Annotated in this window: 21 protein-coding genes; 14 read left to right on the top strand and 7 right to left on the bottom strand. The window is 57.0% G+C overall.

Annotation, left to right across the window (positions count from 1 at the left end):
• Positions 1–687, bottom strand: coding sequence for a rhomboid family intramembrane serine protease (locus tag ACR0BI_RS16570; protein ID WP_480562812.1), 687 nt, complete (start codon positions 685–687; stop codon positions 1–3).
• Positions 688–773: 86 nt separating this feature from the next.
• On the opposite strand from ACR0BI_RS16570, the gene trpS reads away from it, so the two are divergent.
• On the top strand, positions 774–1802 hold the full coding sequence (trpS, locus tag ACR0BI_RS16565; protein ID WP_170423755.1) for a tryptophan--tRNA ligase: 1029 nt from the start codon (positions 774–776) through the stop codon (positions 1800–1802).
• 66 nt (positions 1803–1868) lie between these two features.
• On the opposite strand, the gene ACR0BI_RS16560 is transcribed toward trpS, so the two are convergent.
• Entirely contained in the window at positions 1869–2918 is a 1050-nt protein-coding gene (locus ACR0BI_RS16560) for a Glu/Leu/Phe/Val dehydrogenase (RefSeq protein ID WP_170818609.1), read from the bottom strand.
• A 129-nt stretch (positions 2919–3047) separates the two neighbouring features.
• Between ACR0BI_RS16560 and ACR0BI_RS16555 the strand changes: the two genes are divergently transcribed.
• The 13 genes from ACR0BI_RS16555 (at position 3048) to ACR0BI_RS16495 (ending at position 14006) form a co-directional block, all read left to right on the top strand.
• Entirely contained in the window at positions 3048–3509 is a 462-nt protein-coding gene (locus tag ACR0BI_RS16555) for an Lrp/AsnC family transcriptional regulator (RefSeq protein ID WP_170423751.1), read from the top strand.
• A 59-nt stretch (positions 3510–3568) separates the two neighbouring features.
• Positions 3569–4432 carry a branched-chain amino acid aminotransferase gene (locus ACR0BI_RS16550; RefSeq protein WP_170423749.1) on the top strand — a complete coding sequence of 288 codons (864 nt, stop codon included), beginning with the start codon at positions 3569–3571 and terminating at the stop codon, positions 4430–4432.
• Between the two features lie 73 nt (positions 4433–4505).
• A complete protein-coding gene (locus tag ACR0BI_RS16545; RefSeq protein ID WP_074736907.1) occupies positions 4506–4961 on the top strand; it encodes a universal stress protein in 456 nt (151 codons plus the stop codon).
• Between the two features lie 9 nt (positions 4962–4970).
• The gene (locus tag ACR0BI_RS16540) at positions 4971–5564 is read left to right on the top strand and encodes a 2-hydroxychromene-2-carboxylate isomerase (protein WP_170647107.1); all 594 of its coding nucleotides are present in this window, start codon (positions 4971–4973) and stop codon (positions 5562–5564) included.
• A gap of 69 nt (positions 5565–5633) precedes the next feature.
• Positions 5634–6197 carry a NifU family protein gene (locus tag ACR0BI_RS16535; RefSeq protein WP_170395847.1) on the top strand — a complete coding sequence of 188 codons (564 nt, stop codon included), beginning with the start codon at positions 5634–5636 and terminating at the stop codon, positions 6195–6197.
• On the top strand, positions 6187–6777 hold the full coding sequence (gene tsaB, locus ACR0BI_RS16530) for a tRNA (adenosine(37)-N6)-threonylcarbamoyltransferase complex dimerization subunit type 1 TsaB (protein ID WP_480562811.1): 591 nt from the start codon (positions 6187–6189) through the stop codon (positions 6775–6777). The genes ACR0BI_RS16535 and tsaB overlap by 11 nt, the downstream gene beginning before the upstream one ends.
• 11 nt (positions 6778–6788) lie before the next feature.
• Positions 6789–7205, top strand: coding sequence for a GNAT family N-acetyltransferase (locus ACR0BI_RS16525; RefSeq protein WP_480587241.1), 417 nt, complete (start codon positions 6789–6791; stop codon positions 7203–7205).
• Positions 7206–7340: 135 nt separating this feature from the next.
• Complete coding sequence (locus ACR0BI_RS16520; RefSeq protein ID WP_170395841.1) at positions 7341–8339, top strand: BMP family lipoprotein; 999 nt, start codon at positions 7341–7343, stop codon at positions 8337–8339.
• A gap of 81 nt (positions 8340–8420) precedes the next feature.
• Entirely contained in the window at positions 8421–9950 is a 1530-nt protein-coding gene (locus tag ACR0BI_RS16515) for an ABC transporter ATP-binding protein (protein WP_480562810.1), read from the top strand.
• A gap of 3 nt (positions 9951–9953) precedes the next feature.
• Entirely contained in the window at positions 9954–11048 is a 1095-nt protein-coding gene (locus tag ACR0BI_RS16510) for an ABC transporter permease (protein WP_170513031.1), read from the top strand.
• The gene (locus ACR0BI_RS16505; RefSeq protein WP_170408321.1) at positions 11048–12058 is read left to right on the top strand and encodes an ABC transporter permease; all 1011 of its coding nucleotides are present in this window, start codon (positions 11048–11050) and stop codon (positions 12056–12058) included. The genes ACR0BI_RS16510 and ACR0BI_RS16505 overlap by 1 nt, the downstream gene beginning before the upstream one ends.
• Positions 12059–12319: 261 nt before the next feature.
• Positions 12320–13240, top strand: a complete 921-nt coding sequence (locus tag ACR0BI_RS16500; RefSeq protein ID WP_170395834.1) for a sulfite exporter TauE/SafE family protein — start codon at positions 12320–12322, stop codon at positions 13238–13240.
• Between the two features lies 1 nt (position 13241).
• Positions 13242–14006 (top strand): TIGR02186 family protein, encoded by a 765-nt coding sequence (locus ACR0BI_RS16495; RefSeq protein ID WP_170395832.1) that lies wholly within the window; start codon positions 13242–13244, stop codon positions 14004–14006.
• A gap of 3 nt (positions 14007–14009) precedes the next feature.
• Here ACR0BI_RS16495 and ACR0BI_RS16490 read toward each other — a convergent pair whose 3' ends face one another.
• The 5 genes from ACR0BI_RS16490 to ACR0BI_RS16470 form a co-directional block, all read right to left on the bottom strand.
• Positions 14010–14738 carry an SDR family oxidoreductase gene (locus tag ACR0BI_RS16490; protein ID WP_480562809.1) on the bottom strand — a complete coding sequence of 243 codons (729 nt, stop codon included), beginning with the start codon at positions 14736–14738 and terminating at the stop codon, positions 14010–14012.
• On the bottom strand, positions 14735–16267 hold the full coding sequence (locus ACR0BI_RS16485; protein ID WP_480562808.1) for an ATP-dependent DNA helicase: 1533 nt from the start codon (positions 16265–16267) through the stop codon (positions 14735–14737). The genes ACR0BI_RS16490 and ACR0BI_RS16485 overlap by 4 nt, the downstream gene beginning before the upstream one ends.
• Positions 16268–16327: 60 nt before the next feature.
• Positions 16328–16966: an acyl-homoserine-lactone synthase gene (locus tag ACR0BI_RS16480; protein ID WP_480562807.1), complete on the bottom strand. Its 639-nt coding sequence runs from the start codon at positions 16964–16966 to the stop codon at positions 16328–16330.
• Between the two features lie 83 nt (positions 16967–17049).
• Positions 17050–17769, bottom strand: coding sequence for a helix-turn-helix transcriptional regulator (locus ACR0BI_RS16475; protein ID WP_170395826.1), 720 nt, complete (start codon positions 17767–17769; stop codon positions 17050–17052).
• Positions 17708–17926: a hypothetical protein gene (locus tag ACR0BI_RS16470; RefSeq protein WP_152610760.1), complete on the bottom strand. Its 219-nt coding sequence runs from the start codon at positions 17924–17926 to the stop codon at positions 17708–17710. Before ACR0BI_RS16470 ends, ACR0BI_RS16475 begins: the two co-directional genes overlap by 62 nt.
• Positions 17927–18060: the final 134 nt, after the last annotated feature.

The raw sequence follows: 18060 nt of genomic DNA, 5'->3' as shown, positions 1-18060 counted from the left end.
TCAATCCCGCCGGGTTTTGCTGAGGATACGCGCCCATCCACCCGGAGCCAGAAAGAAAGACAAACCAAACCCGGTGGCAAAACCGCCCAGATCGGCGACCCAATCCGAGGTCCCACCGAAGATCAGACCGAACAGCAACTGAATGCCCATAAGAACCGCGATCAGGCTGAATGCGCGCGATTGGTTTTCACCCACCAGAGAAAGCTTGCGCCATAGCAACCACGTGAACGCACCGATTAGCCCGTAGACCGGAGGAAACCCACCAACCAGTGGATATGGCGGGTTCAACAGCACTGCATAGGCCAACGCTCCGCCGACACCGGACAAGACGAATATGATCAGCATGGCGACGCTGCCAAAGACCTCAGCCACCATCTTCCCCATCGCCAGAACAAACACGCAGACGAACACAGCTTGTGTGAAATTGGCCTGAACAAAGGGATATGTGACAAAGCGGATCGCGTGTTCGAACGGCCAGCGCCCGTTCTGGACCATCCAATCGAATATATCGGGCGAAAACGTATATCGCTGCAACGCATCCAAGCGCCAACCAACAGCAGTCGGCCCTCCGACCAAGCCCCTGCTGCCAAGCAAGAAGATCAGTTCAATCCCGATGATGAACAGAACCAGCGCCACCACGACCGGCGGCAGAGGGTTCACGGGCGGTGTATAATGCTCACTGCTCATTGGGCTGGCCTTTCTCGGCTGTTGACGTCCCTTGGCCTCATGGGTAAGCGACGGGGGCTGATTTTTCCAGACAGGAGTTTCCTTCGATGACCGAGACCCAATTCACGCCGCGCGTGTTTTCCGGCATCCAGCCTTCAGGAAACCTGCACTTGGGTAATTACCTGGGTGCACTTAAACGTTTCGTGGATATGCAGGGGCCGGAATACGAGACCGTCTACTGCATGGTCGACCTCCACGCGATTACTGTCTGGCAAGATCCGGATCGTCTGCGTGAAAAGACCCGCGAAGTTTGCGCGGGGTTCATTGCCGCTGGTCTGGATCCCGAGAAATCCATCCTGTTCAATCAGAGCCAGGTGCCCGAGCACACACAGCTGGCATGGATCTTCAACTGCATCGCCCGTATCGGCTGGATGCAGCGAATGACACAGTTCAAGGACAAGGCCGGTAAGAATGCGCAGAATGCTTCGCTGGGTCTGTTCGCCTATCCTGCCCTGATGGCGGCAGACATTCTGGTCTATCACGCGACCCATGTGCCTGTTGGTGAAGACCAGAAGCAACATCTGGAACTGACGCGCGACATCGCAATCAAGTTCAACCATGACTATGGCGTCGATTTCTTTCCGGTGACCGAACCGGTCATCGGTGGGCCTGCGCCCCGTGTGATGAACCTGCGTGACGGGTCCCGGAAGATGTCGTCGTCAGACCCGTCTGATATGACGCGGATCAACATGACCGATGATGCCGATGCCATCGCCAAGAAGATCCGTAAAGCCAAGACCGATCCGGACGCTTTGCCGTCGGAGGTCGATGGCCTTGAAGACCGTCCCGAGGCGCGCAATCTGGTGAATATCTATGCCGCGCTTAGCGACCAGACGGCCGCACAAGTGCTGGCTGAGGTTGGCGGGAAGCAATTCGGTGAGTTCAAGCCAATGTTGGCAGAACTTGCGGTCTCGAAACTCTCACCCATTTCAACCGAAATGGCGCGCCTGATGGGCGAAGAGGCCGAGATTGATCAGATTCTCGCCCGAGGTGCTGAACGGGCACGTGCAATCGCGGCCCCGATTCTGCAGCAGACCTACGAGATTGTAGGGATGGTCGGCGCGGGCAAGTCCTGACCACGCGATCGCAATCGAAAAAGAACGCCGCCCTTTCTCGGGCGGCGTTTTTCGTTCCGTCGGCTCTTATGCCGCCTGCAGGCTCAGCATCTCGTGCACGATGGATTCCGCAACTTCGTGCGGGCTGACCGCTTCGGCTTTGGCCCGTGTCAGGATGCGATCCATCGTCTGCTCCAGCGCCTGCAACCTACCGGCGACCCAAGCTTCACGCTCTGCGACACGCAGGATTTCCGTCGCCACATTCACGATACCACCGCCATTGGCGACGAAGTCAGGGGCGTAAAGAATGCCACGCTCGTGGAGCAACTGCGCGTCCCGATCGCTGGACAACTGATTATTTGCCCCTCCGGCCACAGCGCCGACTTTCAGTAATGGAATACTCGTTTCGTTCAGGATGCCGCCGATCGCACAAGGCGCAAAGATATCCGCTTCAACGCCGTAGATCGCATCGGGTGCAACGACCCGTGCCGCAAACCGTTCGGCCACGCGGGCCGCTTGCCGGGTGTCGATGTCAGTTACGATTAACTGCGCACCAGAATCGTGCAACAACTGGCACAAATGCTCGCCTACATGGCCAAGCCCCTGAACCGATACAGTCAGGCCTTTCAGGCCAGAAAATCCAAACCGGTGCTGCGCTGTCACCCGGATAGCATTGAATATCCCGCGCGCCGTTATCGGAGACGGATCACCGCTGGCGAACTCACCTTCCGCCAGCCCAGCCACAAATTCGGTTTCAGACCCGATATGCGCCATATCTGCAGGCGTCATACCCATATCTTCTGCCGTCCAGTACAGACCGTTCAAACCTTGAATCACGCGCCCAAAGGCCCGCAAAAGTTCAGGTGATTTATCCTCATGAGGATCCCCGATAATGACAGCCTTGCCTCCCCCGAGCGGCAGATCAGCCGCGGCGTTCTTGAACGTCATGCCCCTTGCCAGTCGCAAAGCATCGTCCAGGGCCTCGGCTGGGTGGCCGTAAGGGCGCATACGCACACCGCCCGCAGCGGGGCCACGTTGCGTTGAGTGGATCGCGATGTAGCCCAATAGACCAAGTGAGTTATCTTTGAATTCGACCACGCGCTCGTGCTCTGGCGCGTCTACGATGGTGATGTCCATTCTTCTCCTCCGGAGTGCTTCCGAGAGTTTGCCACCTATCGTCGAGTGATTTTCACCCTTTTGTCACTATATCAGGGAAATTTTTGGTGCTAACATCTAAGATTGAAAACTTTTGTGGAGTTTTTCGCCATGGATGATATCGATTCCAAGATAATCCGCGCCCTTCAAAACGATGGCCGTATGACTGTCATCGATTTGGCGGAGCATGTCGGGCTGTCCCCGACACCCTGCGCACGGCGTTTGGATCGGCTGCAACGGGACGGGATTATCACCGGCTACGCCGCACAGGTCGACCCCGAGCGGCTTGGATTCGGCGTTACAATCTTTGTGTCTGTCGAGTTGGAGAAACAGGATCGCAACGCCATCGATTCCTTCGAAAAGGCGATTCGTCGCTGCGACGAGGTGATGGAATGCTACCTTATGACCGGATCACGCGACATTCTGCTGCGCGTGGTTGCCAAAGACCTCAATGCGTTTGATGCATTTCTGGAAAACCGGCTTATGAAAATTTCGGGCATTCGAAACCTACGATCAAACTTCGCTTTGCGCACCATGGTCAAACGCGAAGCGCTGCCTCAGCACCATGGATAATCTGCTGGACCTTGCGTCAGCCCCAACCTAGGTTTCCCCGAAGCTTGAGGGAGGGCGCAATGGCAGTCGGCAAAAACATCCGCACCTATTTCAACGGCCAATGGCATGACGGGGACGCACCGATCATGCGCGCTGCTGACCATGGCGCATGGCTGGGCTCATCGGTGTTTGACGGAGCCCGGTACTTTGATGGTATGACCCCGGATCTGGATGCCCATTGTGCCCGCGTGAACCGTTCAGCCGAGGCGCTGATGCTGACACCTTCTGTAACAACCGAACAGATGGTCGATCTGGTTCACGAAGGGTTGCAAAGTTACGCACCTGACACCGCCGTTTACATTCGCCCCATGTATTGGGGCATCGACGGGGATCACACCGCCATCGTCCCTCAGGAAAACAGCACTGGCTTTGCCATCTGTCTTGAAGAAATCCCAATGGCACCCAAAACCGCCTCGGCGACGCTGACAACCACTCGGTTCCGCCGCCCTGTTCTGGAATCCGCTGTGGTCAACGCAAAGGCAGGGTGCCTGTATCCGAACAATGCCCGGATGTTGCAGGAGGCACGCAGCAAGGGCTTTTCAAACGCCCTTGTGGCCGACGCGATGGGGCATGTGGCCGAGACTGCGACCGCAAATATCTTCATGGCGCGCGATGGTGAGGTTTTTACTCCAATCCCCAATGGGACATTCTTGGCCGGGATTACACGCGCGCGGCATATTAAAAACCTGCGCGCCGACGGGGTAACCGTGCATGAAACCGTGCTGAGTTTCGATGACTTTCACGACGCGGACGAAGTGTTCATGAGCGGTAACATGAGCAAAGTGACGCCAATCACCGCGCTGGATGACACCCAGTATCAGGTGGGCCCAATCGCCCGTCGCACACGCGAGATGTACTGGGATTGGGCTGCAAGCAATTGCTGATCTGCTCCTTTTCTGTTTCAGTTGCCACTGCTTACCCTGTGAGGCATGATCCCGAAAACAAACGAGGACAAACATGCGCAAGTTCCTAGTCGTTCTGGACGACAGCCGCGAATGTCTGAACGCCATGCGCTTTGCCGCTATGCGTGCGGCACATACTGGCGGCGGGGTTACGGTTCTTTCGGTAATTCCACCGGACGAATTCAACCACTGGATCGGTGTTGCCGAGGTGATGCGCGAAGAAGCGCGTGAACGTATTCACGCCCATTTCGAGGTGTTCGCCAAATGGATGCGCGACAAACAGGGTGTCGAGCCCGAATTGGCAATCCGTGAAGGCGATCCGGTGGCCGAAATCATTGAACATGTCCAATCCGATCCCGAGATCGGCGTATTGGTTCTGGGTGCAGGTACTGACAAAAAAGGCCCCGGACCGTTGGTGACACAACTGACCCGGAACTCTGGAAGTTTGCCCATTCCTATTACTATCGTGCCCGGCGATCTGAGCAAAGAGAAGCTGGAAGCCATCACCTGAGGTGAATTTATGTCCGCGAAGCTGCAGTTCTGGTTCGACTTCGCATCGACCTATTCTTATCTCAGCGCGATGCGTATCCAGCAGGCGGCTTCGGAATATGGAGTTGCCGTAGAATGGCACCCATTCCTTCTGGGGCCGATCTTTGCTGAACAGGGATGGAAAAACTCGCCGTTCAACCTCTACCCTGCAAAAGGTCGGTACATGTGGCGGGACATGGAACGGCTTTGCGCCGCGCGCGATTTACCTTTTCGGCGGCCTGAGCCATTTCCGCAAAACAGCCTGAAAGCAGCAAGGCTAGCGCTGGCGATCGAACCAGCTGATCAACGGGCAGCCTTTGTACGCATTGTCTATTCTGCACAGTTTGGTTCCAGTCGTGAAATATCGAATCCGGCGGTTCTGGCTGAGTGCCTTACCAAATCTGGCGTTTCGACTGATCTGATGGATCGGATAAGCGACCCCGCGATCAAGGCTGCCTTGTTCGAGCAAGTTACTCAGGCCAAGGCTAAACACATCTTTGGTGCGCCGAGTTTCGTTATTGGGGACGAGCTGTTCTGGGGTGATGATCGTCTGGATGATGCGATTTCTTACGCCGCCACAATTTAGAACGGTTCCAAATCTTGACTTCCCCCGCACGGACGCGCATATCAGGTGCATCTTAGACGGAGCCGCGCCATGTTCATTCAAACCGAATCCACACCCAACCCGGCCACACTAAAATTCCTACCCGGCCAGACGGTTCTGGAAGCAGGCACCGCTGATTTTCCAAGCGCCGACGCTGCAGAAAAATCACCGCTCGCCAAACGCATATTCGGTGTAAACGGCGTAACAGGCGTGTTCTTCGGCAACGATTTTGTCACGGTAACCAAATCTGATGACGTGCAGTGGGATCACATCAAGCCCGCAATTCTCGGCGCTGTGATGGAGCATTACCAGTCCGGCCAACCGGTTATGGGCGCAGGTGCAGAGACCGCCTCGGGCCACGCTGAACACACCGGCGAAGATGCAGAGATTGTCAACCAGATCAAAGATCTGCTGGATAGCCGCGTGCGTCCTGCTGTGGCTCAGGACGGCGGTGACATCACCTTCCACGGCTTCGACCGCGGCGTTGTTTATCTGCACATGCAGGGAGCCTGCGCGGGCTGTCCGTCCTCGACCCTAACGCTGAAAATGGGGATCGAGAACCTGTTGCGTCACTACATCCCCGAAGTGACCGAGGTTCGCCCTGTTGCCGTCTGAACCGACGATTTTGGCATTCGATACATCGGCCGCGCATTGCGCGGCCGCTTTGCTGCGAGAGGGTAAGATTATCGCATCGCACGCCGAGGCGATGACTCGTGGGCAGGCGGAACGGTTGATGCCCTTGCTTGAAGAAATCCTGACCCGGAACAATTGCACATGGCGGCACCTTGATGCGATCGCCGTCGGAATCGGCCCCGGCAATTTCACCGGCATCCGTATCTCGGTATCCGCCGCGCGCGGGTTGGCGCTTGGGCTTGGTGTGCCGGCGGTTGGGGTGTCGGGGTTTGATGCAGTTGCGGAAACTGCGCCCGGCGGGCATCTCCCGGCGATAGCTGCACCGCGCGATCAGGTTTATGTGCAACCTAAGGGGCGCGCGCCTTACCTGACCTCACGTCATGCCGCTGACGATATTGGTCCCTTGTATTTCTGCGAGGACCCAGAACAGCAGGCCCGTGCGATCGCCCAGGTGGCCGCTGGTCGTTGGACGACAGTTCAAGCGCCACCTGCTCCGCTTTATGTCCGCCCTGCAGATGCGGCCCCCTCCAGCGATGTACCACCGGTGCTTTTGGACGAATGACACCACAGGACATGGCAGAAACCCACGCCGCAGCCTTCACACAGTCACGCCCGTGGAGCGCGGAAGAATTCAGCAATCTGATTGCCAATCGCTTTACCCATGTTGTTGGCGACAAACGGTCTTTCGCCCTCATTCAAGTGATCGGCGAAGAGGCCGAGCTGCTCACGATCGCGACACGTCCAGACTATCAAAGACGCGGGCTGGCGCGGCGCATCATGGCAGACTGGCACGCCAAGGCACGAGAACTCGGTGCAATCCGTGCATTTCTGGACGTTGCCTCAGATAACCATTCGGCGATATCTCTGTACCAAACCAGCGGATACACGCCATGCGGCAATCGCGCAGCCTATTATCATCGCAAAAGTGGCCCAAACGCCGATGCGATCGTCATGGAACGCCCCTTGAGCGAAAAATATTCTCTTTTTTAGACCATATGGTCAAAAATGTGTTGACCGAAGCTGTTGCAAACAGCTTCAATTCCCGCCATCACAACAGGTATGCTCGCTCTGAGTGGGTACCGGGGGATTAAGCCCCGGACCGATAACAGCCAACGGGAGTAACAAATGACATTTATGAAATCCTTGATGGGCGCAGCCGCTGCGGTTGCACTAACAGCAGGTGCTGCTATGGCAGAACCGGCCCTTATCTTTGATCTGGGTGGCAAGTTCGACAAATCGTTCAACGAAGCCGCGCATAACGGCGCTCAGCGTTGGGCGGAACAGACCGGCAAAAGCTATCGCGAGATCGAGCTTCAGTCGGAAGCGCAGCGCGAACAAGCGCTTCGCCGCTTTGCCGAAGCGGGCGCAAACCCGATTATCACAATGGGCTTCGCCATGGCCGATCCATTGGCTGCAGTGGCAGGTGACTATCCGGATACCAAATTCGTTGCGGTCGACGTGACCTGGCTGGAAGCCCCGAACATTCGCCAGATAGGATTTGCCGAACATGAAGGATCATACCTGGTCGGCATGATGGCGGCGATGGCGTCCCAATCCGGCACGGTGGGCTTTATCGGTGGTATGGATATCCCTCTGATCCGTCACTTTGGTTGTGGTTATGCACAAGGCGCGAAGTCCGTGAACCCGGACATCAACGTTGTTGCCAATATGACAGGCACCACCCCTGCAGCATGGAACGACCCGGTGAAGGGCTCGGAGTTGACCAAAGCACAGATCAGCCAGGGTGCTGACGTGATTTACGCCGCTGCGGGCGGTACCGGTGTTGGCGTTCTGCAAACCGCAGCCGACGAAGGCATCCTGTCAATCGGTGTCGATAGCAACCAGAACCACCTGCACCCGGGCAAGGTCCTGACCTCGATGCTCAAGCGTGTGGACGTTGCTGTATATGACGCCATGAAAGCTGGCGAAGACGTCCAGACCGGTGTTTACACCATGGGTCTTGCACAAGATGGCGTTGGCGTTGCGATGGATGAAAACAACGCGGAACTGGTGAGCGAAGAAATGAGCTCGGCCATTGAAAGTGCCCGTCGCGACATCATCGATGGCAACGTAAGCGTTGTCAGCTACTACGAGAACGACAGCTGCCCTGCACTGCAGTTCTGATGTAACTGGGGGCGGGGGCCATGGCCTCCGCCCTGCACCACTCTGCCGCATGCGGCCCTTTCGGCAACCCAAGGACAAGATATGACCGTCCCCGCCATTGAACTCAAAGGGATTTCCAAAGCCTTTGGGCCGGTTCAGGCTAATAAAGATATTTCTATCAGCGTCGCCCGCGGAGCGATCCACGGGATCATCGGTGAAAACGGAGCGGGCAAATCCACGCTGATGAGCATCCTCTACGGATTTTACAAAGCCGACAAAGGCGAAATCTGGATCAACGGCACCAAGACCGACATTCCTGACAGCCAGGCGGCGATCGCCTCGGGCATCGGGATGGTGTTTCAGCATTTCAAACTGGTCGAGAATTTCACCGTTCTGGAAAACATCGTTCTGGGTGCGGAAGACGGTGGGCTGTTGGCTCCGTCGCTGGCGAAAGCCCGGAAAGAGCTGAAAGATCTAGAGGAAGAATACGAACTGTTCGTCGACCCTGACAAACGCATCGATGAGATCGGTGTGGGCATGCAGCAGCGGGTTGAGATTCTCAAGGCGCTCTACCGCAACGCCGAAATTCTGATTCTGGACGAACCCACGGGCGTTCTTACCCCTGCCGAGGCGGACCAGCTGTTTCGCATTCTCGACCGGCTGCGGTCCGAGGGTAAAACAATCATCGTGATCACGCACAAGCTGCGCGAAATCATGGAGAACACCGATACGGTTTCGGTTATGCGCCGTGGTGAGATGACCGCCACCGTCAAAACAGCTGATACCAATCCGCAGGCACTGGCCGAATTGATGGTTGGCCGCAAGGTCTTGCTACAGGTTGATAAGGTGCCTGCACAGCCGGGCAAACCGGTTCTGGAAATCGAAAACCTCAGTGTCACCGATTCGGCCGGTGTCGAGCGTGTCAAAGGCATCGACCTAACCGTTCGTGCGGGTGAGATCGTTGGCATCGCGGGCGTTGCTGGCAACGGGCAGTCCGAGCTGCTTGAAGTTTTGGGCGGTATGCGACCCGGGGTAGGCTCGATCAAACTGAACGGCGAGCCTCTGGCGTTGCACGGCCCCGGATCGGACGGGCAAGCGCGGCGCGCCCGACATATCGCTCATGTCCCCGAGGATCGGCAGCGCGAAGGCCTGATCATGGATTTTCACGCGTGGGAGAACGTGGCGTTCGGCTACCACCGCGACCCTGCTTACAAACGCGGGCTGTTCATGGACAACGCCGCCCTGCGTGCCGACACCGAAGCCAAGATCGAGAAGTTCGACGTGCGCCCGCCCAATGGCTGGCTGACGGCAAAAAGCTTCTCGGGCGGCAATCAACAGAAAATCGTCGTTGCACGAGAAATCGAGCGCAATCCCGATCTGCTGCTGGTGGGCCAACCCACGCGCGGCGTGGATATCGGTGCCATCGAGTTCATTCATAAACAGATCGTCGCCTTGAGGGATCAGGGCAAGGCGATACTGCTGGTTTCGGTCGAGTTGGAAGAGATCTTCTCACTCTCGGACCGGATCGCGGTTATGTTTGACGGACATATCATGGGCGAGCGTCTGCCCGCCGAGACGGATGAAAAAGAACTGGGCCTGCTGATGGCCGGTGTTGCAGGAGAGGCCGCCTGAACCATGGAAAAAATGCCCAAATGGGCCGATGTGGTACTGATCCCGCTAATCAGTCTGCTTCTAGCCACAATCCTTTCGGCAATCGTGATCCTGGCCATCGGGGAAGATCCGCTTGAGGCGGTAAATCTGATGGTCACTGGGGCCCTAGGGTCAACCTACGGCTGGGGCTATACACTTTATTATGCAACGAACTTCATCTTCACCGGACTCGCGGTTGCAGTTGCCTTTCACGCGCGCTTGTTCAACATCGGCGGCGAGGGTCAGGCCATGCTGGGCGGACTGGGCGTTGCCATCGTCTGCCTATCGGTTCCTTGGCCGCATTGGACAATAGCTTTGCTGGCCGCCTGTGCTGCTTCGATGATCTTCGGTGCAGCCTGGGCCGCGATCCCGGCCTATCTGCAGGCGAAGCGGGGCAGCCATATCGTGATCACCACGATCATGTTCAATTTCATCGCTGCCGCTTTCCTGAATTACATGCTGGTCAACGTCATGCGCCCGCAAGGGTCGCAAGATCCAGCAACGGCTCGTTTCCCCGAGGCAGTGCATCTCCCGACTTTCCAGTCGATGTTCTCGAGCGCCGAAAACATCGTTTTCCGAGGTGCGCCTGCCAACATCTCGTTCTTCGTCGCAATCCTTGCGTGTTTTGTTGTCTGGGCGCTGATCTGGCGAACTCGGCTGGGCTATGAAATCCGCGCCTACGGCCATTCGGAAACCGGTGCCGTCTACGCCGGTATCTCGCCTGTACGTATCACGATTATTGCCATGCTGATCTCGGGCGCTCTGGCGGGCCTGATGGCAGTCAACAACGTGATGGGCGAAGCCGAGCGGTTGGTGCTGAACGCAACCGAAGGCGCGGGTTTCATTGGAATTGCCGTGGCACTGATGGGTCGGTCGCATCCATTCGGGGTATTTCTAGCCGCTATTCTGTTTGGGTTTCTGTATCAGGGCGGGGCCGAACTGGCGCTTTGGACATCGATTCCGCGCGAACTGATCGTGGTCATCCAAGCGCTGGTCATTCTGTTTACCGGAGCACTGGACAACATGGTGCGCATGCCGCTTGAAAAGCTGTTCATGGCGCTTCGGAAGGGGTCGGCCTGATGGATTTCTTCCTGACACTCATCCAGGTTCTGGATTCGACCATCCGACTGGCTACGCCTTTGCTGCTTGCCTGCCTGGCCGGACTATACTCCGAGCGCGCGGGCATCTTCGACATCGGCCTTGAAGGCAAAATGCTGATGTCAGCATTCTTCTCGGCTGCCGTCGCCGCCGTAACCGGTTCGGTGTGGCTGGGATTGCTGGCCGGGATCGCGGCATCTCTGGTCCTTTCGGCGCTACACGGGTTTGCGTCGATCACGTTCCGGGGCAATCAGCTGATCTCGGGGGTTGCGATCAACTTTCTCGCCTCAGGTATGACCGTTCTTGTCGCCCAAAGCTGGTTCAAGCAGGGTGGTCGTACGCCATCATTGTTCGGTGAAGGGCGGTTTGAATCTGCAGAATTCCCTTATGCGATCGGACCAGCTGACGCCGAACTGACAGGCCGTCCAGTTTCCGAGCTGATGTCTGAAACCAATCCCCTGCATATGGCCTATTCCGAGCTTCTGTCTGGCCATTCCATTCTGGTCTATGTGGCTTTCCTTATGGTGCCACTGACCTGGTGGATTCTGTTCCGCACCCGGTTCGGGCTGCGTCTGCGCGCGGTCGGAGAGAATCCTGCGGCGGTGGATACTGCTGGAGTTTCGGTTGTAGGTCTCCGCTACGCAGCGGTTGCGATTTGCGGCGTACTTTGCGGCATCGCAGGTGCCTACCTGGCCACCGCGCTGCAAGCAGGCTTTGTGAAAGAGATGACCGCTGGGCGCGGATTTATCGCACTGGCTGCTCTGATCTTTGCAAAATGGCGTCCGTGGCACGCGATGTGGGCATGCCTGTTGTTCGGGCTGTTGCAGGCCATTGCCTTGCGGTTCCAGAACATCGATTTGGGCGGGGTCGTGATCCCGGTGCAGGTCATGGACGCTCTGCCCTATATCCTGACCGTGGTGATCCTTGCCGGGTTCGTAGGCAAGGCCATACCGCCACGCGCAGGCGGCGAACCATATGTAAAGGAACGCTGATAGAGCCAGTTCAGGACTGCCCCTCAGTCCTGTTTGCTGCAAAGCGGCATACAGAGTTGATTTTGTATGCCGCAACCGCTCTAAGGGGGGTATGGACGTGTCCCGCATCAGTTCCGCAGCCATGCTATCGACTATTTTCAGGTTGAGCCACGGAAACAACTAGATGGCCCCACCTGGCACGCGCGCTTCGTCTGTTGAGATTTATGTTACCAATGGCTTTGCCACACCGCGTGGTACAGCCTCTCCTGTCTAGAAGAAGCCATGCAGATTTACCTCCCGATTGCCGAAGTATCCGTAAACGCGTTTCTACTGTTTGGACTGGGTGGAATGGTGGGCATTCTGTCTGGAATGTTTGGCGTTGGCGGTGGGTTTTTGATGACTCCACTGCTGTTCTTCATCGGCATTCCGCCTGCGGTTGCGGTCGCAACCGAGGCAAACCAGATTGTTGCTTCATCATTTTCTGGGGTGTTGGCGCATTTCAGGCGCCGAACCGTGGACCTTAAAATGGGTACAGTTCTTTTGGTCGGAGGGCTGACAGGCGCTGCGTTGGGTGTTGTTGTCTTCAACTATCTCAAGAGCCTCGGACAGGTCGATCTGCTGGTCAAACTTTGCTATGTCGTATTTCTGGGCATCATTGGCAGTCTGATGTTTGTCGAAAGCTTGAACGCGATTAGAAAAACGCGGAAAGGCGGCACGCCGCCTCCGAAACGACGCCAGCGCGGTTGGGTGCACGCCATGCCGTTCAAGATGCGGTTTCGGACGTCGGGCCTGTACATCTCGGTCATTCCACCGCTTGTCGTAGGCCTGTTTGTCGGTGTCCTGTCTGCTATCATGGGTGTCGGCGGCGGGTTTATCATGGTGCCCGCGATGATCTATCTATTGGGTATGCCGACCAAGGTTGTTGTCGGAACTTCGCTGTTTCAGATCATCTTTGTAACCGCCTTTACCACTATGCTGCACGCCACTACCAACTATACCGTTGATGTCGTGTTGGCGGTTCTTCTGCTCGTCGGTGGGGTAGTTGGTGCCCAAATCGGAACAGTCATCGGTGCCCGAATGCCGGCTGAACAACTGCGCGTTTTGTTGGCGGCTCTGGTACTTGTCGTCTGCGGCAAGCTGGCGCTTGATCTTCTGCTTCAACCCGCCGAGTTGTATTCGCTTGGCGATGCGGGAGGGCACTAAGATGCTGCGTCTGATTGCTCTTCTTTGTCTGATCTGTCTGCCAGCCTACGCAGCCGAAGAACAGGTTGTTCTGGGCCTAAGTCAGGATCGCGTCTCGATTACCGCCAATTTTGACGGGTCCGAAATACTGGTTTTCGGCGCGGTAAAGCGCGAAGCCCCAATCCCGGACGGTCCACCGCTTGAGGTCATCGTATCGGTGGTCGGCCCATCCGAACCTGTCACCGTACGCCGCAAAGAGAAACGGTTCGGTATCTGGGTGAACACCGATAGCCTTGTTGTTGATCTGGCTCCAAGCTTCTACGCCGTTGCCACCAGCGCCCCGTTTTCCGAGGTTCTGACCCAGACCGAAGACCTACGCTATAAGGTTTCGATCGAGCGTGCCATCCGGTCGGTCGGTGCGGACATGAGCATTCAGGGCGCACAGGATTTTTCCGAGGCGGTCATCCGCATCCGCGAAGATGAAGGGCTGTACTCGATTCGGGAAAACACAGTGGCTGTGGACGAACAGACGTTGTTCCGCACATCAATCGACATGCCGTCGGACCTGACCGAAGGCGACTACAGCGCCCGTATCTTCCTGACACGAGACGGAAAGGTGGTCTCGACCTTTGAAACCTCGATCGGAGTACGCAAAGTCGGGCTTGAGCGATTCTTGTACGCGATGTCGCGTGAACAACCCATTTGGTACGGGCTCATGTCACTGGCCATCGCGATTGCCGCCGGTTGGGGCGCTTCGACAGCCTTCCGCCTACTGCGCGAGAACTGATCGTCACCCGCGACCGATATAGGGCATGGTCGTGGCCATAACGGTCATGAACTGCACATTCGCCTCAAGCGGCAGTTCGGCCATATGCAGTACCGAGCGGGCGGCATCCCCGACATCCATGGTGGGATCAGGGTCGCGGCCTTCAGCAAGCGCCTCATCGACCAGCCCATGCACCATCGGGGTGCGCGCATTTCCGATGTCGATCTGACCACAGGCAATTCCAAAACTCCGCCCGTCCAGAGAAAGGCTGCGCGTCAGACCGGTAATCGCGTGTTTCGTCGCAGAATAATGCACCGAGTTCGGGCGCGGCACATGAGCAGCGATTGAACCGTTGTTTATGATACGCCCCCCCTGCGGCGCCTGAGCCCGCATCGCAGCAAATGCAGCCCGTGCACACAGGAACATGCCGTTCAGGTTCACATTGACCGAGCCGTACCAATCCTCAAGCGCGATCTCGTCGATGGTGCCACCAGGGGCAAAAATCCCGGCATTGTTGAACAGCACGTCCAGTCGCCCGGTCTGACGGGTGAATGCAGTAAAGGCGTTTGCAACGGCATCCGGGTCAGTCACATCGGCAACCAGCGGGATCGCCGAGGCGTTATGCTGTGCCATAGCAAGAAGTTTGTCAGCGCTGCGGGCCAGAAGCCCGACAGTCCATCCTTCTGACAGAAACAGCTCGGCGGTGGCGCGGCCTATGCCCGAGCTTGCACCGGTCACTATGATCGTCTTCATGTCTCTTCCGCCTCCAATGTCAGGGATGGTGCCGCAACCGCACGCAGGTCATCCACACGCAATGGGTGGGTCGGTTTCGACAAGCGGTTCCGCACTACCCAAATTAGCCTCTCCTGTGCGCGGGTTATGGCGACATAAGCTAAGCGCTTCCACAAAGGTTGCCTGGCCTCAGTACGGCCCATGCGGGCGGCTGCGTAGATGTCTGGCGCAAAGACCTGAACCGTGTCCCATTGCGACCCTTGCGCCTTATGGATCGTCACAGCGGCACCATGCAGGAACGTTGCCCCCATACGGGCAGCATAGGGAATGAACGGCTCCTCCTCATCGGGCTTTTCAATCTGGACGATCGACGCCGCCGAGACCTGAGGGTCTTCGGCCCCCATCACATGCAACCGCGAAAAACCCGGCTTGCGACCAGGGCCAAGATAGATGACCTGCGCGCCTTTAATCAGCCCGCGCGCCTCAAGGTCCAGCCGCTTTTTGCGGTGCTTCAACGGCAGCTCAATGCCGTCACAAATCAACGGTTCCCCTTCCAGTAGTTCAGTTTCCGGCGCGCCATGTACGGTGCGGAACGCCTGAATCAGCCGGATTCGGGTCGCATTGCGCCAGACAAGAACCGGGCTGCGCGCCATCAGATCAACTTCTACCCGCTGTCCCCAGACAACGCGGTCATCCTTTCGGGCAGTGTCCTCGATCAGACGTTCGAAATCCTCAAACCCCATGGCCGGATCGGATAGAGCATGGGCGAGGTCTAGGATCGGGTTATCCGCAGTTTGCCGATGCACGCGATGCAGGATTTGCTTGCGCGGCTCTGGCAACCCGTCAAACACCATCGAGCCCGATTGGTTGACCGGCGCCAACTGCGCCGGATCACCAAATAGCAACAATGTTGGGAAGATTTCCTTTAGATCCTCGAATTGTCGGTCGTCTAGCATCGAGGCTTCATCCACAAAACCGATATCCAGCGGCTCTTCCCGACGTTTCCAGCCGGTGATGAAATCCGAACCGCGCAACCCAGCAGCGGCCAGCGCACCAGGGATGGATTTGTTGTTGGCATAGAACGCGGCTGCGCGGTCCAGCGCTTCGTCTGTCAGCCCTTCGATCTCGGGCCGTTCGTCATTGCCCGCGAGCCATTCGGCGATCCGCTCGTATTCAGGGTCGTAAACAGGCGTATAAAGGATGCGATGGATCGTCGTCGCGGGCACCCCACGCAGCCGCAATACGCTGGCGGCCTTGTTCGTCGGCGCGAGGATCGCAAGGCTGCGCTTGTCGCGGGATTTGCGGCTTTCGAAATCGCCCGAGATCAGGTTGACCCCCGTCTCGGCCAAAGCTTTGTAAAGCTCTGCCAGCAACAGGGTTTTGCCCGATCCAGCCTTGCCAATAACGGCCATAACACCAGACTTTCCGCTGCCGGGCAGTTTCAGCAGAGCGTCGTCTTCAAGGTCTACTCCGGCACCTCGCAACATCTCGGCAATGTTGTCAAAAGCGGCAGCCTGATCTTCGGAAAATGTGACTTGGGGCAAGGACATGGCGCGACCCTACAGGGACGCGCCGCGCGCTGCCAGATGCCGATTGGTTTTTCCGTATGCTTATGCCGACAAAGCGAACCGGTGCTGTGCGCCATGGCCAAATGCTGTCTTGAACCACAGGCGCGACAACTCTCGCGGGATGCCTGCGCGGGCTGCTACACGGTTGCAATCATCCGCTGAATAAGGCCACAGGCCGACCGAGATCTGATCGCGCCCTTTCCCTTCGGTGCCCAAAACCACCGGAGACGATCCGATCATACGGTAGATCCGGATCATGCGGGCATCAAAAACGCCCGCTATGTGGGTCAGGCCAAACCCTTCCATCACCTCACCGCCGCTCAGCATGATGGCCCCGGCGGTATGAGCGCTGGCGTTGCGCGAGAGGCAAAAGCGAGTGACCTCCCAGATTAGTGGGCTTCGGATCGGACTGCCCCCGGTGAGATGTCCGAATATGTCGTTCACCATGACCGGACCGGTCGTCGGTAGGATCCGCATGGACCCGCCATGGCTGCCATCTGCCTCTTCCCAAATCACATAGAGCGGGTTCAGGTCATCGTACTGATCCCGCTCTTCCCCCTTTTCACTAACCTTAACATCCCAGCCAAGGCGGGTTTTGAACTGATCCGCGCGATCCCTGAACATCCCCCTGGCCAATTCCGGAAAGTTATGCAGCTCATCGGCATACAAATAACGCAACATGACGTGTTCCCCTTGTCGTCCATAGTTGGAACAAAGGGGGTACGAACACGTGGTTAATTTAAGGTGAGACCACCGTACGGTCGTTAAACGACTATTAATCCTCTACTGAGTGCAGTGGCGATTGCATGAGTCGTATTTTGCGCACCGAGTTTTGAGCGTGCGCTTTCGATATAGGCCCTGAGCGTATGCTCAGAAATGGAAAGCGAGTGCGCCACCTGCGCTCGGCTATACCCCAGCGCCAGCAATGTCATTGCATCGATTTCGCGGGGCGAGAGCCCCCGCATGTTGTCCGGCTGCCGTTCTTTTGCAAATTCCAGCGCTTTTCGATTGAGGAAATGCGCCACCAATATGAGATCGCGGCCATACGTTTCGACAAATGCCTGCCATGCGATGTCATCGCAGCTGTTGTTGACCGTAAACAGCGCGAATTGCCCGCCTGGCCCCCGCAGCGGGATCGAATAGCCCTGATTGCCGACGCCATGTTCCTGCGCGTCCTGCAGGAAGGCCTTTACTGCTTTGCCCGACCAATTCAACTGTTTCCAGTCCACAGCGTGAAATCGCTGAAAACAACCCAGAATAACCGGATCAATACGATGATAATTCCTGTCTCGATACCGTTCATCCCAGGCATCCGAATAAGTCGTGAACCCGTATTGATCCCCGGCCCCATCAACCCAATGATATGTCATGTGGTCAATTTGCAGCTTGTCCCGCAACTGGACTGCTACGCTGGTCAGCTCGTCAAGCGTGCTGGTGCTTTCCAAATCCCCTAGGATCTGGCTCAAATCGAATTTTCTTCCCATTCGCGGGCGCGCAAGCCTCATCCTTTGAGGACGCAATCTCGGCCGCGGCGATCAGTCTTGTGTCGTCAAGCTGCTCGGCCAGCGCGCTCAACCCATTCGCCACAGCAAAGGCGTTGAGGTCCGACAGAACGTCCAAAATCCACTCATTTTGCGCCATCAGGGTGTCCCCGAAATAGTTAACGAAGGGTTAACACAACCATAACATGTGCAGACTAATTCGGCCTACTCGCTGCTTTCTACTCCCCAGAAATAGCGGGGTGCGATTTCTTAAAGCATTGAAAATGCATAATC

It is taken from the genome of Ruegeria sp. E5 (assembly GCF_056534105.1).
Note: the sequence above shows the minus strand (reverse complement) of the source record. Positions and strands in the feature narration are given on the sequence as shown.